This window comes from Streptomyces inhibens (genome assembly GCF_003389455.1).
GTDB classification, from domain to species: Bacteria; Actinomycetota; Actinomycetes; order Streptomycetales; family Streptomycetaceae; genus Streptomyces; species Streptomyces inhibens.
Window position 1 is genome coordinate 1 of the sequence record NZ_QUAC01000144.1, and the last position, 14,865, is coordinate 14,865.

14 protein-coding genes are annotated in these 14,865 nt (G+C 73.4%); 8 read left to right on the forward strand and 6 right to left on the reverse strand.

The genetic code is table 11. The features are described 5' to 3' along the window. Positions 1 to 55: 55 nt before the first annotated feature. The 3 genes from DY245_RS18395 to DY245_RS18405 form a co-directional block, all read right to left on the reverse strand. Entirely contained in the window at positions 56 to 328 is a 273-nt protein-coding gene (locus DY245_RS18395) for a hypothetical protein (protein ID WP_128508351.1), read from the reverse strand. A gap of 151 nt (positions 329 to 479) precedes the next feature. Next, a complete protein-coding gene (locus DY245_RS18400) occupies positions 480 to 2,072 on the reverse strand; it encodes an AMP-binding protein (RefSeq protein ID WP_128508352.1) in 1,593 nt (530 codons plus the stop codon). A gap of 177 nt (positions 2,073 to 2,249) precedes the next feature. Beyond that, complete coding sequence (locus tag DY245_RS18405; RefSeq protein WP_181923743.1) at positions 2,250 to 3,158, reverse strand: Gfo/Idh/MocA family protein; 909 nt, start codon at positions 3,156 to 3,158, stop codon at positions 2,250 to 2,252. A 240-nt stretch (positions 3,159 to 3,398) separates the two neighbouring features. On the opposite strand from DY245_RS18405, the gene DY245_RS18410 reads away from it, so the two are divergent. The 6 genes from DY245_RS18410 to DY245_RS18440 all read left to right on the forward strand — a co-directional run bounded on the left by DY245_RS18410 (position 3,399) and on the right by DY245_RS18440 (position 10,072). After that, positions 3,399 to 4,871 carry a hypothetical protein gene (locus tag DY245_RS18410; protein ID WP_128508353.1) on the forward strand — a complete coding sequence of 491 codons (1,473 nt, stop codon included), beginning with the start codon at positions 3,399 to 3,401 and terminating at the stop codon, positions 4,869 to 4,871. Then, entirely contained in the window at positions 4,868 to 6,001 is a 1,134-nt protein-coding gene (locus DY245_RS18415; RefSeq protein ID WP_128508354.1) for an ARPP-2 domain-containing protein, read from the forward strand. Before DY245_RS18410 ends, DY245_RS18415 begins: the two co-directional genes overlap by 4 nt. 206 nt (positions 6,002 to 6,207) lie before the next feature. Then, positions 6,208 to 7,230 carry a glutamine synthetase gene (gene glnII / locus DY245_RS18420; RefSeq protein ID WP_128508355.1) on the forward strand — a complete coding sequence of 341 codons (1,023 nt, stop codon included), beginning with the start codon at positions 6,208 to 6,210 and terminating at the stop codon, positions 7,228 to 7,230. 199 nt (positions 7,231 to 7,429) lie between these two features. Continuing rightward, positions 7,430 to 8,383 carry a DUF6891 domain-containing protein gene (locus tag DY245_RS18430; protein ID WP_128508356.1) on the forward strand — a complete coding sequence of 318 codons (954 nt, stop codon included), beginning with the start codon at positions 7,430 to 7,432 and terminating at the stop codon, positions 8,381 to 8,383. A gap of 1 nt (position 8,384) precedes the next feature. Next, on the forward strand, positions 8,385 to 9,035 hold the full coding sequence (locus DY245_RS18435) for a rhomboid-like protein (protein ID WP_244943113.1): 651 nt from the start codon (positions 8,385 to 8,387) through the stop codon (positions 9,033 to 9,035). A 407-nt stretch (positions 9,036 to 9,442) separates the two neighbouring features. Continuing rightward, the gene (locus tag DY245_RS18440; protein ID WP_128508357.1) at positions 9,443 to 10,072 is read left to right on the forward strand and encodes a winged helix-turn-helix domain-containing protein; all 630 of its coding nucleotides are present in this window, start codon (positions 9,443 to 9,445) and stop codon (positions 10,070 to 10,072) included. Between the two features lie 9 nt (positions 10,073 to 10,081). Here the strand turns inward: DY245_RS18440 and DY245_RS18445 are convergent, their stop codons facing one another. The 3 genes from DY245_RS18445 to DY245_RS18455 are packed head-to-tail and all read right to left on the reverse strand — an operon-like array spanning position 10,082 to position 12,523. Beyond that, positions 10,082 to 10,846 carry a DedA family protein gene (locus DY245_RS18445; RefSeq protein ID WP_128508358.1) on the reverse strand — a complete coding sequence of 255 codons (765 nt, stop codon included), beginning with the start codon at positions 10,844 to 10,846 and terminating at the stop codon, positions 10,082 to 10,084. Beyond that, positions 10,839 to 11,723: a lysophospholipid acyltransferase family protein gene (locus tag DY245_RS18450; RefSeq protein ID WP_181923744.1), complete on the reverse strand. Its 885-nt coding sequence runs from the start codon at positions 11,721 to 11,723 to the stop codon at positions 10,839 to 10,841. Before DY245_RS18450 ends, DY245_RS18445 begins: the two co-directional genes overlap by 8 nt. Then, positions 11,720 to 12,523, reverse strand: a complete 804-nt coding sequence (locus tag DY245_RS18455) for a GNAT family N-acetyltransferase (protein WP_128508359.1) — start codon at positions 12,521 to 12,523, stop codon at positions 11,720 to 11,722. Before DY245_RS18455 ends, DY245_RS18450 begins: the two co-directional genes overlap by 4 nt. 223 nt (positions 12,524 to 12,746) lie before the next feature. On the opposite strand from DY245_RS18455, the gene DY245_RS18460 reads away from it, so the two are divergent. Together DY245_RS18460 and DY245_RS18465 are read left to right on the forward strand one after the other, a co-directional pair. After that, on the forward strand, positions 12,747 to 14,021 hold the full coding sequence (locus tag DY245_RS18460; protein ID WP_128508360.1) for a sensor histidine kinase: 1,275 nt from the start codon (positions 12,747 to 12,749) through the stop codon (positions 14,019 to 14,021). After that, positions 14,012 to 14,659, forward strand: a complete 648-nt coding sequence (locus DY245_RS18465; protein WP_128508361.1) for a LuxR C-terminal-related transcriptional regulator — start codon at positions 14,012 to 14,014, stop codon at positions 14,657 to 14,659. The genes DY245_RS18460 and DY245_RS18465 overlap by 10 nt, the downstream gene beginning before the upstream one ends. The last annotated feature ends 206 nt before the right edge of the window (positions 14,660 to 14,865 follow it).

Below are 14,865 nucleotides of genomic sequence, written 5' to 3' on the forward strand. Positions count from 1 at the left end.
AAGTCCCGGGGCCGGCCGCCCTGTTGTGGTGCCGGGGGCGGTGCGCCCGGGGCGGTCAGCAGTTGTCGTAGATGAGGGCGCGCACCAGGCGGCAGGTCGTGTCGGACGGGGTGTGGACCCCTATTTCGGCCGCGGTGCTGCGGATTTTGCGGTTGTGGGCCTGCTCGGGGCGGTAGACGCCGGTGTCGAGCAGGGCTATGGCCAGACGCATGGCCTTCAGGCGGCGGTTGTGGGATTCGTACCGTTCGCGCGGCCATCCGGCGGGCAGCGGCTTCTTGGGCAGTGGGTGGGCCGGGAGAGGCTTCGTCATGAGTGTGGCAGCGGCCATCGGCGGACCTCCTGGAGCGTGGATGAACCCTCACTGACTGGTTCCCATTCTACTGGCCACCACTGACAAAAGCCCCTGGCCAGGGGGGATTTGGACCCCCTGGCCGGCACTCCGGGAGGCCCCTTTCGCCGGCCTCCCGGGCGGGCCCTCCTCAGGCCGTCGCGGTCATCGCCCGCAGGAGGGATTTGTCGGGCTTGCCGACCGGGGTGAGCGGGATCGCGTCGAGGAGACGGACGACTGTGGGGGCGTAGAGGGCTCCCTTGTGCTCGGTGACGAAGGCCCGGAGGTCGTCGGCGTCCACGTCGTACCCCGGGGCGGGCACGACCGCGGCGTGCACCTCCTCCGCCTCGTCGACCGTACGCACCCCGTAGACGGCGCAGTGGGCGACCGCAGGGTGGGTGTGCAGCAGGTCCTCGACCTCCGCCGGGTGGACATGGCCGCCCACGACGATGATCAGGTCCTTGACCCGGTCGACGAGGTAGAGCCGGCCCTCGTCGTCCAGGCAGCCGACGTCGCCGGTGCGCAGCCAGCCGTCCCCGGGCAGCACCTGCGCGGTCTGCTCGGGCTGCTTCCAGTAGCCCTTCATCACGCCGGCGGAGCGTACATGGACCTCCCCCTGCTCCCCCGCCGGCAGGTCCCGCCCGTCCGCGTCGCGGACGGCGAGCTCCACGCCGGGCAGCGCGCGGCCGACGGTGATCCGGCCGCCGGGGCCGGTCGGGGTGTGGTCCTCCGGGAGGGCCACGGAGATCACCATCGCCTCGGACATGCCGTACATCCCGTACAGCACCGGGCCGAAGGCCTTGGTGGCCTGCACCAGCCGGGACGGGGAGGCCGCGCAGCCGCCGTAGGTGATGCTGGTGAGGGAGCCGAGGTCGGTGGTGGGGAGGGTGGGGTCGTCCAGGAGGCGGTAGAGGAGCGGGGGCAGCAGCCAGAGGTGGGTGATCCGGTCGTGGGCGATGGCCGCGAGTACGGCGGCGGGGTCGAAGGCCTGGTGCAGCACGACGCTGCCGCCGGCCGCGAGCGTGACATCGGTGAGGATGCCCGCCAGGTGGGCCAGTGAGGTGCAGGCGAGGAAGCGGGGCTTCGCGCCGTCGGCGACCGGCGCCTGTTGGGTGATCATCGCGGCGTACGGGGCGTGCGCCATCCGGACCCCCTTGGGGATGCCGGTCGTTCCCCCGGTGTGCCGGATGCACCAGTCGTCCTCCGGGCGGGCGGCGCTCGGGACGACAGGGGTGGTACGGAGGGCCGCGCAGGCGGCCAGCAGGTCGGGGCCGAGGGCGGCCGGCGCCGGGCCGAAGGTCATGACCTCGGGGAGCGGGCCCTTGGTGTGTTCGAGCACGGCCCGCGCGGTGTCGTGGAGGACCGGGTCGACGAGGAGCAAGGCGGTTTCCACGCTCTCCACGATCCGGGCCAGGGTCTCGGGGGCCATCCCGTCGTAGAGGAAGACCACACGGGCGCCGAGGAGGTTGGCGGCGTAGCGGGCCGCGAGCACCTCGGGGCGGTTGCCGCTGAGGAGGGAGACGGTCCGGTCGCGGCCGATGCCGCGGTCGGCGAGGACCGCGGCCATGCGGTGGACGGTGGCGAGTAAGGCGCCGGCGGTGACTTCGGCGGGTGCGTCGGTGGGTGCGTGGGTGCCGGGTCTGCCGCCGGCGCCGCCGCTCCCGTCCGCCGTGGCCGGTACGGCGTCGGCCACCGTGGTCACCACCGCGCGGGACGGATCGCGGGCGAGGGCGGCGAGGATCATGTCGACGTAGCTGGTGAAGCCGGTGGCGGGTGTCGTGGCTGNCGTAGCTGGTGAAGCCGGTGGCGGGTGTCGTGGCTGTCATGGCGGCGGTGCTCCCTTGGTGCGTGCCGGGGCGGCTGACGCCCACGACGCTACGAGGGTTCACTCATGCCCTCCACGACCAAAATCGCCATGTGTTCATGACCCCAGAGGCATGAGCGGCATCAGCGTCTCCTCGGCCGCCGCCAGGATCTGGGTGACACGCAGACCGAAGTGGAGGTCGCAGGCGTTCGGCAGACCGGTCTCGGCGGCGGTGAGCAGGGCGTCGACGGCGCGGTGGTAGGCCGGTCCGGGGCCGTCCTCGCGGCGGGGCAGGGAGGTGATGCCGGCGGTGCCGCGGAGGGTGACCTCGACGCCGGACGCGGCGGCGGGGGCGGTCAGGCCGACCGTCACCGAGCTGGCCGCGCCGCCGCTGTGGCGCATCGTCAGCAGGACCGTGTCGGCCGGCCCCCGGGCGGCGCTGACCGCTTCCGCATCGCCGAGAATCGGGAGGAGCACGGACAGCGCGTGCGGTCCGATGTCCCACAGGGCGCCCTTCTCGCGGCGCCAGGGCGAGTGGGCGTACGGGCTGCCGCTGCCGGTGGCGAAGACCGCGGCGAGCCAGTCGGCGTGTGCGGTGAACCAGCCGCCGACCGCGGCCTGGGCGGCGATCCACTCGCCTTCCCGCTCCCCGAAACGGGCGGTGAAGAAGACCACGGAGGCGACGCCCGCGCGTTCGGCGGCCTCGGTGACGGCGCGCGCCTCGGGCACGGAGGTGGCGACCGGCTTGTCCAGGAGGAGGTGGCAGCCGGCCTCGGCGGCCCGGGCCGCCAACGGGGCCTGGACGGACGGCGGCAGGGCGATCGCGACGGCGTCGCAGTCGGCGAACAGCTCGTCGGGGGTGGCGTACGGGCGGGCGCGGTGGACCTGGGCCAGCGCGGCGGCCGCCTCGGGCCTGCGCCCCCAGATGCCGGTGAGGTCGACGCCGGGGTGAGCGGCGAGGGCGGGGGCGTGGACGCTTCGCGCCCAGGGTCCGGTGCCGAGGAGTCCGATACGCACGATCGTCATGCGGCCAGTCTCTCGCGGGGCACGGGACGGGAGGCCGATTCGGCACGCCCGCGCCGCGATCCGTGCGCCCCGGGGCCCGTCCCGTAATCCGTATGACCGGCGCGCGCCCGCGGTGTTACGTTTCGGGGGCCGGCCGCGGGACTCCGGTGCGACTTCCGGACCTGCTCTGCTAAGCAACGATTCGCTGCTCGTGCCCCCATTCCCCGGCCGGCATCCGACTACCGGGGGGGGGTGGATGGCGTGGCGAGCTCCGCGGAGCTGGTGGCGGCCGAGGACGTGCTGCTGTTCGTGAATGCCGCGATCACCTCCACCGGGCAGCGCGAATTCCGTTCCGACGAGCCCGAGCAGCACCTGTCGCTGGACTTTCTGCATGCGTACGTACGCATCAACTACCGCCCGCTGTACGCCGCTTCGCTCGCGCTGGACATCAACGACCACAATGCGGCGCTGATCGTGCGCCGGCTGCTGGAGACGGCGGGCGAGGCGACGGAGCAGGAGCGGCGCGCCGAGGGGCGGCTGATCGCGGCCCGGCTGGCGCGGCTGCCGGCACCGCGCGTCTACCGCCTCTTCCGTGCGCTGCGCAGCGCCAAGGTCAACAACCGCCGGACCCGCGCGATCATGCGCGACTGGCTCGCCGCGCGCCCGGACCCGGCGCTGGACGCGGTGAAGTACCGCGCCGGCCTCAAGTGCGCGGCGCGCCACGCCCATCTGCCGCCCGGCGAACGGAGCGGCGACGGCGGTGGCGACAGCGGCGGCGAGCTGGGCGATTTCCTCTTCGCGCCGGGCCGCCGCAAGCACTTCACCACTCCCCTGCTGGACGCCTGGCGGCGGGCGCACTACGAGCAGGGCGCCCTCTACGAGCTGCCGTTCACCGTCGCCGAGGGGTTCGCGGCGACGCACGGGATCGGCCGCCGCGCCTTCCTGGAGCGCATCGCGCCGCGGATGACGCGGCTGGAGCGGCTGCGGGTGCAGGAGTCGGCCCGTACGCACCGCGCCGAGGTGGCCATCGATCTCGCCGGTATGCCGCTGACCCGGCTCGCCTCGTACGTCCTCGGGCTCCCGCTCGACGACCGGGCCGCGCGGCGCGCCGAGCTGACCGGTGCGCTGCGGGCCGCGGCGATGCGTACGGCGGGTGCGCAGGCCGGGACGTGGGGCCGGGTGGCGGCCGTGCTGGACGACAGTTTCTCCACGACCGGTTCGCGGCAGAAGCCGCGTCGTCCGCTGGCGACCGCGCTGGCCTGCCACTTTCTCCTGGAGGCGCTGGCGGGGTCGTATCTGCCGCTGTGGACGTCCGGGCGGCAGGACGCGCTGCTGGCCCACCCCTACGGGCCGACGCCGCTGGGGATGCGGCTGCTGGACGCGCTGGAGTACGCGCCGGAGCGGCTGGTGATCGTCTCGGACGGCTGGGACAACGCGCCGCCGGGGCTGGCCGGCGAGGTGCTCCGGGTGTGGCGGGCCCGCCTCGATCCGGAGCGCCGTACCTCCCTCGTGCATCTCAACCCGGTGTACGACGCCGAGGACTTCGCCGTACGGCGGCTGTCCCCTTCGGTGCCGACGGCCGGGGTGCGCAATGCGGAGGATCTGCCGGCGCTGGTGCAGCTGGCCCGGTTCGCGGAGGGGCGTACGGGGCTCGCCGAGCTGCGGGCCCATATGGACGACCGGGTGCGGCAGTTCCTGGGGGAGGAAACGGACGGGGAGCGGGGCGCGGTATGAGCAGGCTGGATCTGAGCGGGCTGCGGGCCCGCCCGGCACAGGTGTGGGGTGCGGTCCGGCTCGTCCCTCTGGTGCGCGCGGAGCCGATCAGTGATCTGCGGCTGCATCGCGAGCTCTACGAGGACGGGCCGACGGCGGTGCGGGCCGGCGGACATACGTCCTACATCTCGTACATTCCGCATGGTTTCGTGGCGAACTGGACGGGTGACGGATCGCCCGCCGCCGCGTACGGCTCGCAGTTGAGCGATGAGCGCGGCCCGGTGACCTGCGCGCCGCTGCACCTTCCGCGCAAGCTCGTCCAGAGGCAGCGCGGGAAGGGGCGAGCATCCGGCGGCGCTTCGGGCGGGCTGCGTTTTCTGCCGCTCCATCTCGCGCTCGACGGCTACCTGGCGCTGCACTTCGGCGGGCCGTCCGTCGTATGGGAGGAGTGGACCCGGCGTGCGGTGCGCGACGGGCTCTCACCGCGTGCGGAGTGGGCGTACCGGGGCGAGCAGATGCCCGGTCTCGACGATGCGCTGCGGATCTTCGAGATCCATCCGGGGCAGTGCGGGGTGATGGTGTACGTCGCCGACTCCCTGGCCGCCGCTTTTGTGGTGCCGCATCCGGACGACTACCGGGCGCTGCACCCCTCCCTCCTTCAGGACCTGTACGGCGAGCTGATGTACCAGTACGCCCTGTACGGCGGGCCGGTGCCGGAGTTCACGACCCGGATCGCGGCGGAGTACATCACCTCGCTCGCACAGCTGCGCTCGGCCGCCGAGCGGCGGCAGCTGGAGTGGGAGGCGCAGCATGCCGACCTGATGGCGGGCGAGCTGCTCGACGAGTCCTATGACGTACGGCAGGTGTACCGGATGGGGCGGTTCCGGCTGTCGCGGTTCCTGCCGCCGTTCGCGCTGCACCGCGCGCAGCACATCGGGGAGGCGATCACGGACGGGAAGGGGCGGGTCGCCTACCTCAAGACGTTCCGGCTCTCCGACAAGCAGGTCAGGCGCGGCCATGTGCTGCATCGGCTCGCCTCGCACGAGTGGCATGTCGGGCGCACCGCGGAGGCGATGGGGATCAGCGGCCAGGAGCTGGTGCGCCGCGTCCGCCATCTGGGGTTCGAGGCGCTGCTGAAGCAGCACCACTGAGGCCTCCGCCACACCGTCAGCCACAAAGGCGGACATATTGCCCCATGGAATCTTGGGCATATGGGCGCGAAAACCTTCGGAATAGCGGGATGTCCGGCTGAGTAACCTGCGGTTCACATTTGGGCAATGGACGGGAAACGGCTCGTTGCGAGAGTGCTCCGGTACGCCCGCACGCGTACCCGCACCTACCCGTATAAGAGGACCCCGTGACCATCAAGGCCGAGTACATCTGGATCGACGGCACCCAGCCGACCGCCACGCTCCGTTCCAAGACCAAGATCCTGGCGGATACCTCCAGGCTGCCTCGCTGGGGCTTCGACGGGTCCAGCACCAACCAGGCCGAGGGGCACTCCTCGGACCTCGTCCTGGAGCCGGTGTTCAGCTGCCCGGACCCGATCCGCGGCGGCGACCACCTGCTGGTGCTGTGCGAGGTGCTCAACACCGACCTCACGCCGCACTCCTCCAACACCCGCGCCCTGCTGCGCCCGGTGGCGGAGAAGTTCGCGGGGCAGGAGCCGATCTTCGGCATCGAGCAGGAGTACACCTTCCTCAAGGGCGACCGGCCGCTCGGCTTCCCCGAGGGCGGCGGCTTCCCGGCCCCGCAGGGCGACTACTACTGCGGCGTGGGCGCCGGCGCGATCTTCGGCCGGGAGATCGTCGAGAAGCACCTCGACCTGTGCCTGGCGGCCGGTCTCGGCCTGTCCGGCATCAACGCCGAGGTCATGCCCGGCCAGTGGGAGTTCCAGGTGGGCGCCCTGGCTCCGCTGGAGGTCTCGGACCACATGTGGGTGGCGCGCTGGCTGCTGCACCGGGTGGCGGAGGAGTTCGGCGTCACCGCGTCGCTGGACGCCAAGCCGGCCAAGGGCGACTGGAACGGCGCGGGCGCGCACACCAACTTCTCCACCCGCGCGATGCGCGAGGGCTACGACGCGATCATCACCGCCTGTGAGGCGCTGGGTGAGGGCGACAAGCCGCTGGAGCACGTGCGCCAGTACGGCACCGGCATCGAGGACCGTCTGACCGGTGCGCACGAGACCGCCCCGTGGGACGCGTACTCCTACGGCGTCTCGGACCGCGGTGCCTCGGTGCGTATCCCCTGGCAGGTCGAGGTGGAGAAGAAGGGCTACATCGAGGACCGGCGGCCGAACGCCAACGTCGACCCGTATGTGGTCACCCGTCTGATCACGGACACCTGCTGCACGGAGCTGGCGCGGCGCGAGCAGGTCTGACGCGGACGGAGCAACGCGTGAGGGGGCCGGGCCGGTTGGTCCGGCCCCTTCGCGTGCCGGGACCTGGGCCGGGCCGGTCGGGGCGGTCGTGGCAGAGGCGGTCGTGGCGGCCGGGCCGGTCGAGGCGGTCGTGGCAGAGGCGGTCGTGGCGGCCGGGCCGGTCAGGGTGATTGTCAGTGGCGGCTGGCACCCTGGGGGCATGCTTGCGATCAACGTCAAGACCGAGACCGGGGCGGACCATGCGCACCCGACCGAGGCCGAACTCACCGGGCTGCTGCGGCGGATCGGCGCCGACGACGACCATTTCGTGGTCGTCGAGCGGATCCCCGACGAGACCCATGTGTACCTCCAGACCTGGCGGGACGGCTCCGGGCCGTTCCGGGTGGAGTACCGCGACGGCGGACCGGAGCGGCACTTCGGCGTGGAGAGCGACGACGTCGAGGCGGTCGTCGCCACCTTCCTGGACTGGGCGCGCGGCGGAGAGGCCTGGCGTACGGCGCTCGACTGGCGGCCGGCGGATCTGTACTCGACGCCCGGCCTGACTCCAAAGACCCGCGCGGCGGCCGAGGAGCAGGCCCGTAAGGGGATACGTTCCGGGTTCTGGAATTTCCATGATGTCGCGCAGGGCGTCTGTGACTCCTTCGACCCCGAGGACACCCAGGTCTCGCTGGACGAGGCGCGGCGGATCGTCGCGGGCCTGTGGGAGGAGCGGCTCGCCGAGCAGGCGAAGTGGCCCGAGGTGACCGACCCGGACCGGGTCGGGCGGGCCTTCGCCGCGCTGGACGCCCGGGGGCTGACCGCCCGGATGAACTTCAGCTGTTGCAGCAGCTGCGGGCTCGCCGAGATAGGAGCCGAACGCGCCGAGGGCGACCGGGGTTTCGTCTTCTTCCACTACCAGGACACCGAGTCGGCCGCGGAGGGCCACGGCCTGGCGGTCCGCTACGGCGCCTATGCGGATGCCGGGGAAGGTGACGGGGAGGGGTCTGCGGAAGGTTCCGGGGAGGCTTCGTCCGAGGAGCGTGCCGCGGTCGGGCGGACGGTGGTGGCGGCGCTCGCCGAGGCGGGCCTGCCGGTGCAGTGGGACGGCGATCCGGACCGGGTCATCGACGTCGCCCCGCTGGACTGGCGCAAACGGCTGCCGATGGGGGTCTGAGATGCGACGGATGCCCCTGCGGCGGATACCCCGGCCGCGGGCCACGCCGACCGCCGTGCCCTGGCTCGCGCCGCTGTACGTCGGTGCCCTGCAGCTCGGTGCGTACGCCACCGCGCGGCTGCCCGGCCCTCGGCGCACGGAACTGCTGCGTACACACTCCACCAACGTCACCAATCTGCGGGCCGGCCGATGGCACACGCTGGCCACCAGCTCGGCGTTCGTCGAGGAGCCGCTGCCGGTGCCGTACGGCGCCGCGCTGCTCGCCACCCTCGGTACGGCCGAGGCACGCTGGGGCGTACCGCGCGCGGCAGGGGTGTTCGCGGCCGGCCATGTAGGCGCCAGCCTGCTGGTCTACGCGGGCCTGCGCGGCCGGGTGTGCACACATCCTCCGGACGCGACCGCGCGGGCCGTCGATGTCGGGGCCAGCTACGGCTTCTACGCCACGCTGGGCGCGCTCGCCGCGACGGTCCCCCACCGCGGCGCGCGGGCCGCGGCGACGGCCGGTCTGCTGGCGCTGGGGATACGGCCGGTGCTGCGCCGCGGGCGGACGTTCACCGACGCCGGGCATCTGGCGGCGCTCACGCTCGGGGTGGCGATGGGCGCGGGAATGCGGAGGGGAGGCGACCGGAGTCCAAGGCCGAAGCCGGCATAGGCGGCACCATGCCCGCGCATCGGATTCCGGCCACCGTGCCCGGTGCCGGGCCGCCCCTCAACTCCATTGCGCAAAAGCCGAGTCGGGGCCGGAGCATCCCCGGTCCCGGCGCCCGCCCGGCCGCGGCGCGGCGGAATCCCGTCACAGCGCCACCCTGGCGAGGGACAGATCACCGACCGTCTGGTTCAATGGGGTCCATGGCCAGCCTTACAGACACCGCGACAGGTCGCAGCGACCTTGAGCCCTTCTGGCCGTCCCGGCAGGCGCACGCATTCGACCGTCTGTGTTGCCGCGCGCACTGAGCGCGGGCCCGCACACGCCTCACCGACGCCGCTGACCGGCGTCCCCAGCCCTGCCCGCGCGCACGACGTCCCCGACGCCCCTCTGCGCGAAAGAGCTGACTCCTGATGACGAACGTCCGTACCCTGACCGCCGGTTCCGCGACGGCTCCCGTTTCCGCCCTCACCACCCCCACCCCGCACCCCCACCGCCACCGACTGCGCGCCGTGGCACCCGACGAGGCCGCCGCGGCCCCGAGTGGAGGCTCCCCCGGGCTCCCATCGCGGCACAGTCTCCAATCGGTCGCCGAGCTGCTGAACTCCGGCGCGACCTGGCTGCCGGCGCCTCAGCACAGCCTGCCCGCGCTGCCCGGCCAGCCGCCGATGGTCGGCTATCTCGTCCTCGTACCGGCCGAGCAGGCCGCCGCCCAGCAGCCGGCCGACCGGCCCGACGTGACCGCGCCGACCGGCGACGAGATCGTGCGGATCGACCCCGAGCAGCGGACCGCACGGGTCCAGGACCGGCCGCTGGACCTGACGTACCTCGAATTCGAGCTGCTGGCCCATCTGGTCGCCCATCCGCACCGGGTGCACACCCGCGACCAGCTGGTGACCACGGTGTGGGGGTACGGGCATGTCGGCGACGGCCGCACCGTCGACGTCCATGTCGCCCGGCTGCGCCGCAAGTTGGGCGCGGAGCACCGGTCGTCGATCGTGACGGTGCGGCGGGTCGGCTACAAGTACGTGCCGAGCGTCTGAGGCCCGGGCTCAGACGCCCTCCTGCCGCGGGCCCGGCCGGGCGGGGAGCCGCTCCCCCGCCCGGCCGGTGACGATCGTGCGCCGGCACGACCGCCGCCGATCCGGGGCACCGCCGCGATCCGGGTCACCGCGCCGGTCCGGGTCACTGCGCCGGTCCGGGTCACCCCGCCGGCCCGGATCTCCTCTCCGGTACAGATATCCCGCGCACCCCGCCACCACCAGCCCGATCCCGGAGACCAGCAGCATCCCCTTGGCCGGGGAATCGCTGAGCGCCGCGCCGCCCAGACCGCCGAGCGCCGCACTGCACAGCGCCCAGGTGCCCGCGCCGATCGCGTCCAGCACGGCGAAGCGGCGGAACGGGAAGCGGACGCTGCCGGTCGACAGCGCGGCGACCACCCGCCCTCCGGGCACGAAGCGGCCGGCGATGACGAGCAGCGCGGCGTGCCGTTCGACCATCGTGCGGGCCCTGGTGTGCCGGGCCCGGCCGCGTTCGCCGCGCAGCAGCCGTCCGATCGCCCGCGGGCCCGCGTAGCGCCCCACGGTGTAGCCAAGGCAGTCACCGGCCAGCGCCCCGGCCGCCGCGACGCCCGCCAGCAGGGCGAGCAGCGGCAGATCGGGGCCGATGAGCACCGCGACCAGGACGACGGTGGTCTCGCTCGGCATGAACGGCAGCAGCGCATCGAGAGCGGACACCAGCAGGACGATCAGCCACAGCCAGGGCGAGCCCAGCATGCCCTGGAGCGGCTCGGTGAGCTGGTCCAGCTGCTCAAACATGGGCCGGGGTGTCCCGCACGGGCGCAGCCGGCTGTGACGCATCCCGCAGTGATACGGCCGCAACCTGCGCGCCACGTACCGCCGCTCCCGTCCTCTGCCGGCCGCCCAGCACCGCCCCGGCCGCCAGCGCCGCCAGCGCCCTCCGGTCCAGGCCGGCGTCCGCCGCCGTCAGCGCCGGATGTGCGGTGACGCGGACGGTCAGCGCGCGGGCGGCGAGCACCCGGCGCAGGGAGGCGGCAAAGGTGTCCTCGCCGCAGAACGCGGCCACGGTGCTGGGCAGCCCCTGCTGGGTGTAGTTCAGGGTCACCGGGCGGACGGGGGCGCCCGCGTCGATGGCGGCCTGGAAGGTGGCCCGGCGGAAGACGCCCTGATCGGGCGTGCACCAGGTGGTGGCCTGCGGGAAGACCGCCACCGACCGCCCGGAGGCGAGCAGTTCGGACAACTCCCTTACGGTGTGGGGAAGTTGGCGGGGGCTCGTACGGTCGATGAAGTATGTACCGGCGCGGCGGGCCAGGCCGCCGACGACCGGCCAGCCGCCGACCTCGCGCTTGGCGAGCAGGGTGACCGGTTCGACGGCGAGCAGGGCGGGGATGTCGAGCCAGGAGATGTGGTTGACGACGATCAGGGTGCCGGGGCCGCCTTCGGCGGTGAGCGAGGCCGCGCCCTCGACGCGTATGCCGAGCGCGGAGAGCAGCCCCGCGGCGTGAGCGCGCAGCCGTACCGGATCGGCCATCCGTCCGCCGTCCGTCAGCGCGCGGCGCACCTTGTGGGCGAACACGGCGCCGCGCCGGGCGATTTCGGTCGCCGGCACCCGCGGCAGCGCATGGGTCGCGCAGCCCGGGGTGCAGTCGGACCAGACGTCCCAGGGGCCGTTCACCGCTCCCCCAGGAAGTAGCGCCGGTAGCGGTCGCCCAGCCGCTCCATGTCCAGGACGACGAAGAAGTCGGCGACATCGAACTCGGGGTCGTGGGCGGGTGCGCCGCAGATGAAGGCGCCGATGCGCAGATAGCCGCGGAGCAGCGGGGGCAGCTCGGCGAGGCTGGGGCGCTCGGGGGCGGGGACGGCCGAGTGCCAGGGGTGGTGCGGGGTGACCTGTAGCTCGGGCGGGGCGGCGTAGCGGGTGCGGCCCAGTTCCCAGGCGTGGGTGGCGGCGGTGCCGCCGTCGGCGAGCGGGACGGAGGCACAGCCGGCGAGGTAGCGGTGGCCGGAGAGCAGGGTGTAGCGGGCGAGCGCGGCCCACATCTGGGTCATCACCGCGCCGCTGCGGTGGTCGGGGTGGACACAGGAGCGGCCGGCCTCGATGAGGGAGGGGCGCAGCGCCGCCAGGGCGCCGAGGTCGAACTCGCCGTCGGAGTACAGCCGCGGGCTGCGGCCGGGCGGCAGCAGCCGGTAGGTGCCGACCACCTCGCCGGTGGCGGTGTGGGTGACCACCAGGTGGTCGGCGAGGTCGTCGACGGCGTCGATGTCGTGGCCGGCCAGCGGGGAGTGCAGGGTCGCGCCCATCTCCTCGGCGAAGACCTGGTGGCGCAGCCGCTGGGCGGCGCGGATCTGCTCGCGGGTGTCGGCGATCTCCGCGGTGTATCCGGGGTCGGTGGGTGCGGGAGCGGAAGCGGGCACGGGTGCGGCGGCCGGGGCGGTGCCGGGGACGGCGGCGGACGCGGTCGATGCCATGCTCATGGGAGCCCTCCATGGGGAGTGGGGAGGCTGTGCGAGGCGTGCAATGCGACGGGGTGGGGGACTGCGGGGACCGGCGGGCCGCGCGGGGCAGCCGGTGCGCTGCTCCGCGGTGGTGCTGGGTACACCCCTGCCGGGGGCGTAACCCCATGACCTGGCCCTTCTCTACGCGGCAGACTGTTCCCGTGTCCGACGGCCGGGCGCGTGAAGCCCAGGGAGCGAACGGATGAGGGTCCGCAGAACACTGGTCGCCGCGGTCCGGGGACTGGGGCTCGCGGTGGCCGTGGAGGCGGGTTCGGTCGCGTTGTTCGTGCTCATCGTGGTGTCGATGGGGCTGATGGTCGTCGGGGTGGGGATCCTCACGACTCCGCTGGTGCTGTCCTGGGCCCGCGGGTATGCGCATCTGCGCCGGGTGTGGGGGTACGACCTGGCCGGGGTGCGCATCCCCGCCGCGTACCGTCCCTTCCCCGCCGGTCTCGGCCACGGCCCGGTCGGCCGGGCGCGGCGCTGCGCGGTGCTGCTGCGGGATCCGGCGACCTGGCGGGAGCTGCTGTGGCTGCCGGTGGACGCGTCGGCCGGCATGCTGCTGGCGCTGCTGCCGCCCTCGCTGATCGGGTACGGGGCGGGGTTTGTGCTGCTGCCGTTCCTGGAGTGGCTGACCGGTCTGGGCGGCGAGATCATCGGCCTGGGATTTCTGCCCACCGACCAGCCGGCGATGCTGGTCGCGGCGCCGGTGCTCGGTGCCGGTCTGCTGGCCCTGGCGTGGTACGGGAATCCGGCGCTGCTGCGGGCCCATTTCCTGCTCGCCGCGGCGTTCTTGACACCACCCAAGGCCGATCTGACCGAGCGGGTGGCGCGGCTGACCGAGACCCGGCACGACGCGGTGGACGCCTCGGCCGCCGAGCTGCGCCGGATCGAGCGGGATCTGCACGACGGCGCGCAGGCCCGGCTGGTGGCGATGGGCATGAGCCTGGGCACGATCGAGGCGCTGCTGGAGAAGGACCCGGCCCGGGCCAGGGAGATGCTCGTGCGGGCCCGTGAGTCCTCCGCCGAGGCGCTGACCGAGCTGCGCGATCTGGTCCGCGGGATCCATCCGCCGGTGCTGGCCGAGCGCGGTCTGGGCGATGCCGTACGGGCGCTCGCGCTGCGGATGGCGGTCCCGGTCGAGGTGGAGGTGGAGCTGGCGCGGCGGCTGGAGGCGCCGGTGGAGTCGGCGGCGTACTTCGCGGTCAGCGAGGTGCTGACGAATGCGGCGAAGCATGCGGGCGCCGACCGGGTCCAGGTCGACATCCAGCATCTCGGGGGCCGGCTGCGGATCACGGTGTGGGACAACGGGCGGGGCGGCGCCGTGCTGCGGCCGGTGGCCGCGGGCGGTGCGGGCACGGACGGCTCGGGGCTGCGCGGTATCGACCGCCGGCTCGGTACATTCGACGGCATCCTCGCCGTCAGCTCCCCCGCAGGCGGCCCGACGCTGGTGACGATGGAGATTCCGTGCGCGTAGTGCTCGCCGAAGACCTCTTCCTGCTGCGGGACGGGCTGGTCCGGATGCTGGAGGCGTACGACTTCGAGATCGTCGCGGCGGTGGAGAGCGGTCCCGAGCTGACCCGGGCGCTGGCGGAGCGGGAGCCGGATGTCGCGGTGGTCGATGTGCGGCTGCCGCCGTCGTTCACCGACGAGGGGCTGCAGTGTGCGCTGGCCGCCCGGAAGGCCCGGCCGGGGCTGCCGGTGCTGGTGCTCTCCCAGCATGTGGAGCAGCTGTACGCGCGCGAGCTGCTGGCGGACGGCAGCGGCGGGGTGGGCTATCTGCTCAAGGACCGGGTCTTCGACGCCGAGCAGTTCGTGGATGCGGTGCGCCGGGTGGCGGCCGGCGGTACGGCAATGGATCCGCAGGTCATCTCGCAGCTGCTGTCGCGGCGTTCACGGGACCGGCCGATGGCGCGGCTGACACCGCGCGAGGTGGAGGTGATGGAGCTGGTGGCGCAGGGCCGGTCCAATACGGCGATCGCGAGCCGGCTGGTCATCACGGAGCGGGCGGTCGCCAAGCACACCTCCAACATCTTCGGGAAGCTGGAGCTGCCGCCGTCGGACGACGACAACCGGCGGGTGCTGGCGGTCCTGGCCTACTTGGACCGCGGCTGACCGACCATTAGCGTGCCCTCCGCACGGGTCTGTTGTTACCACCGAGCAGTGGGGGCACACGTGAGCCGACCGTCACGACGCGCGCTGTTGGGAACCGCCGGAGCGATCGGCGCCGGGGTGGCGCTCGGCGGGGCCGCTCCCGCCGCCCCCGCCGCCGGGCGGTCCGCACACCTGCCGGAGCGGGCGGCACCGTACGACACCGCGCC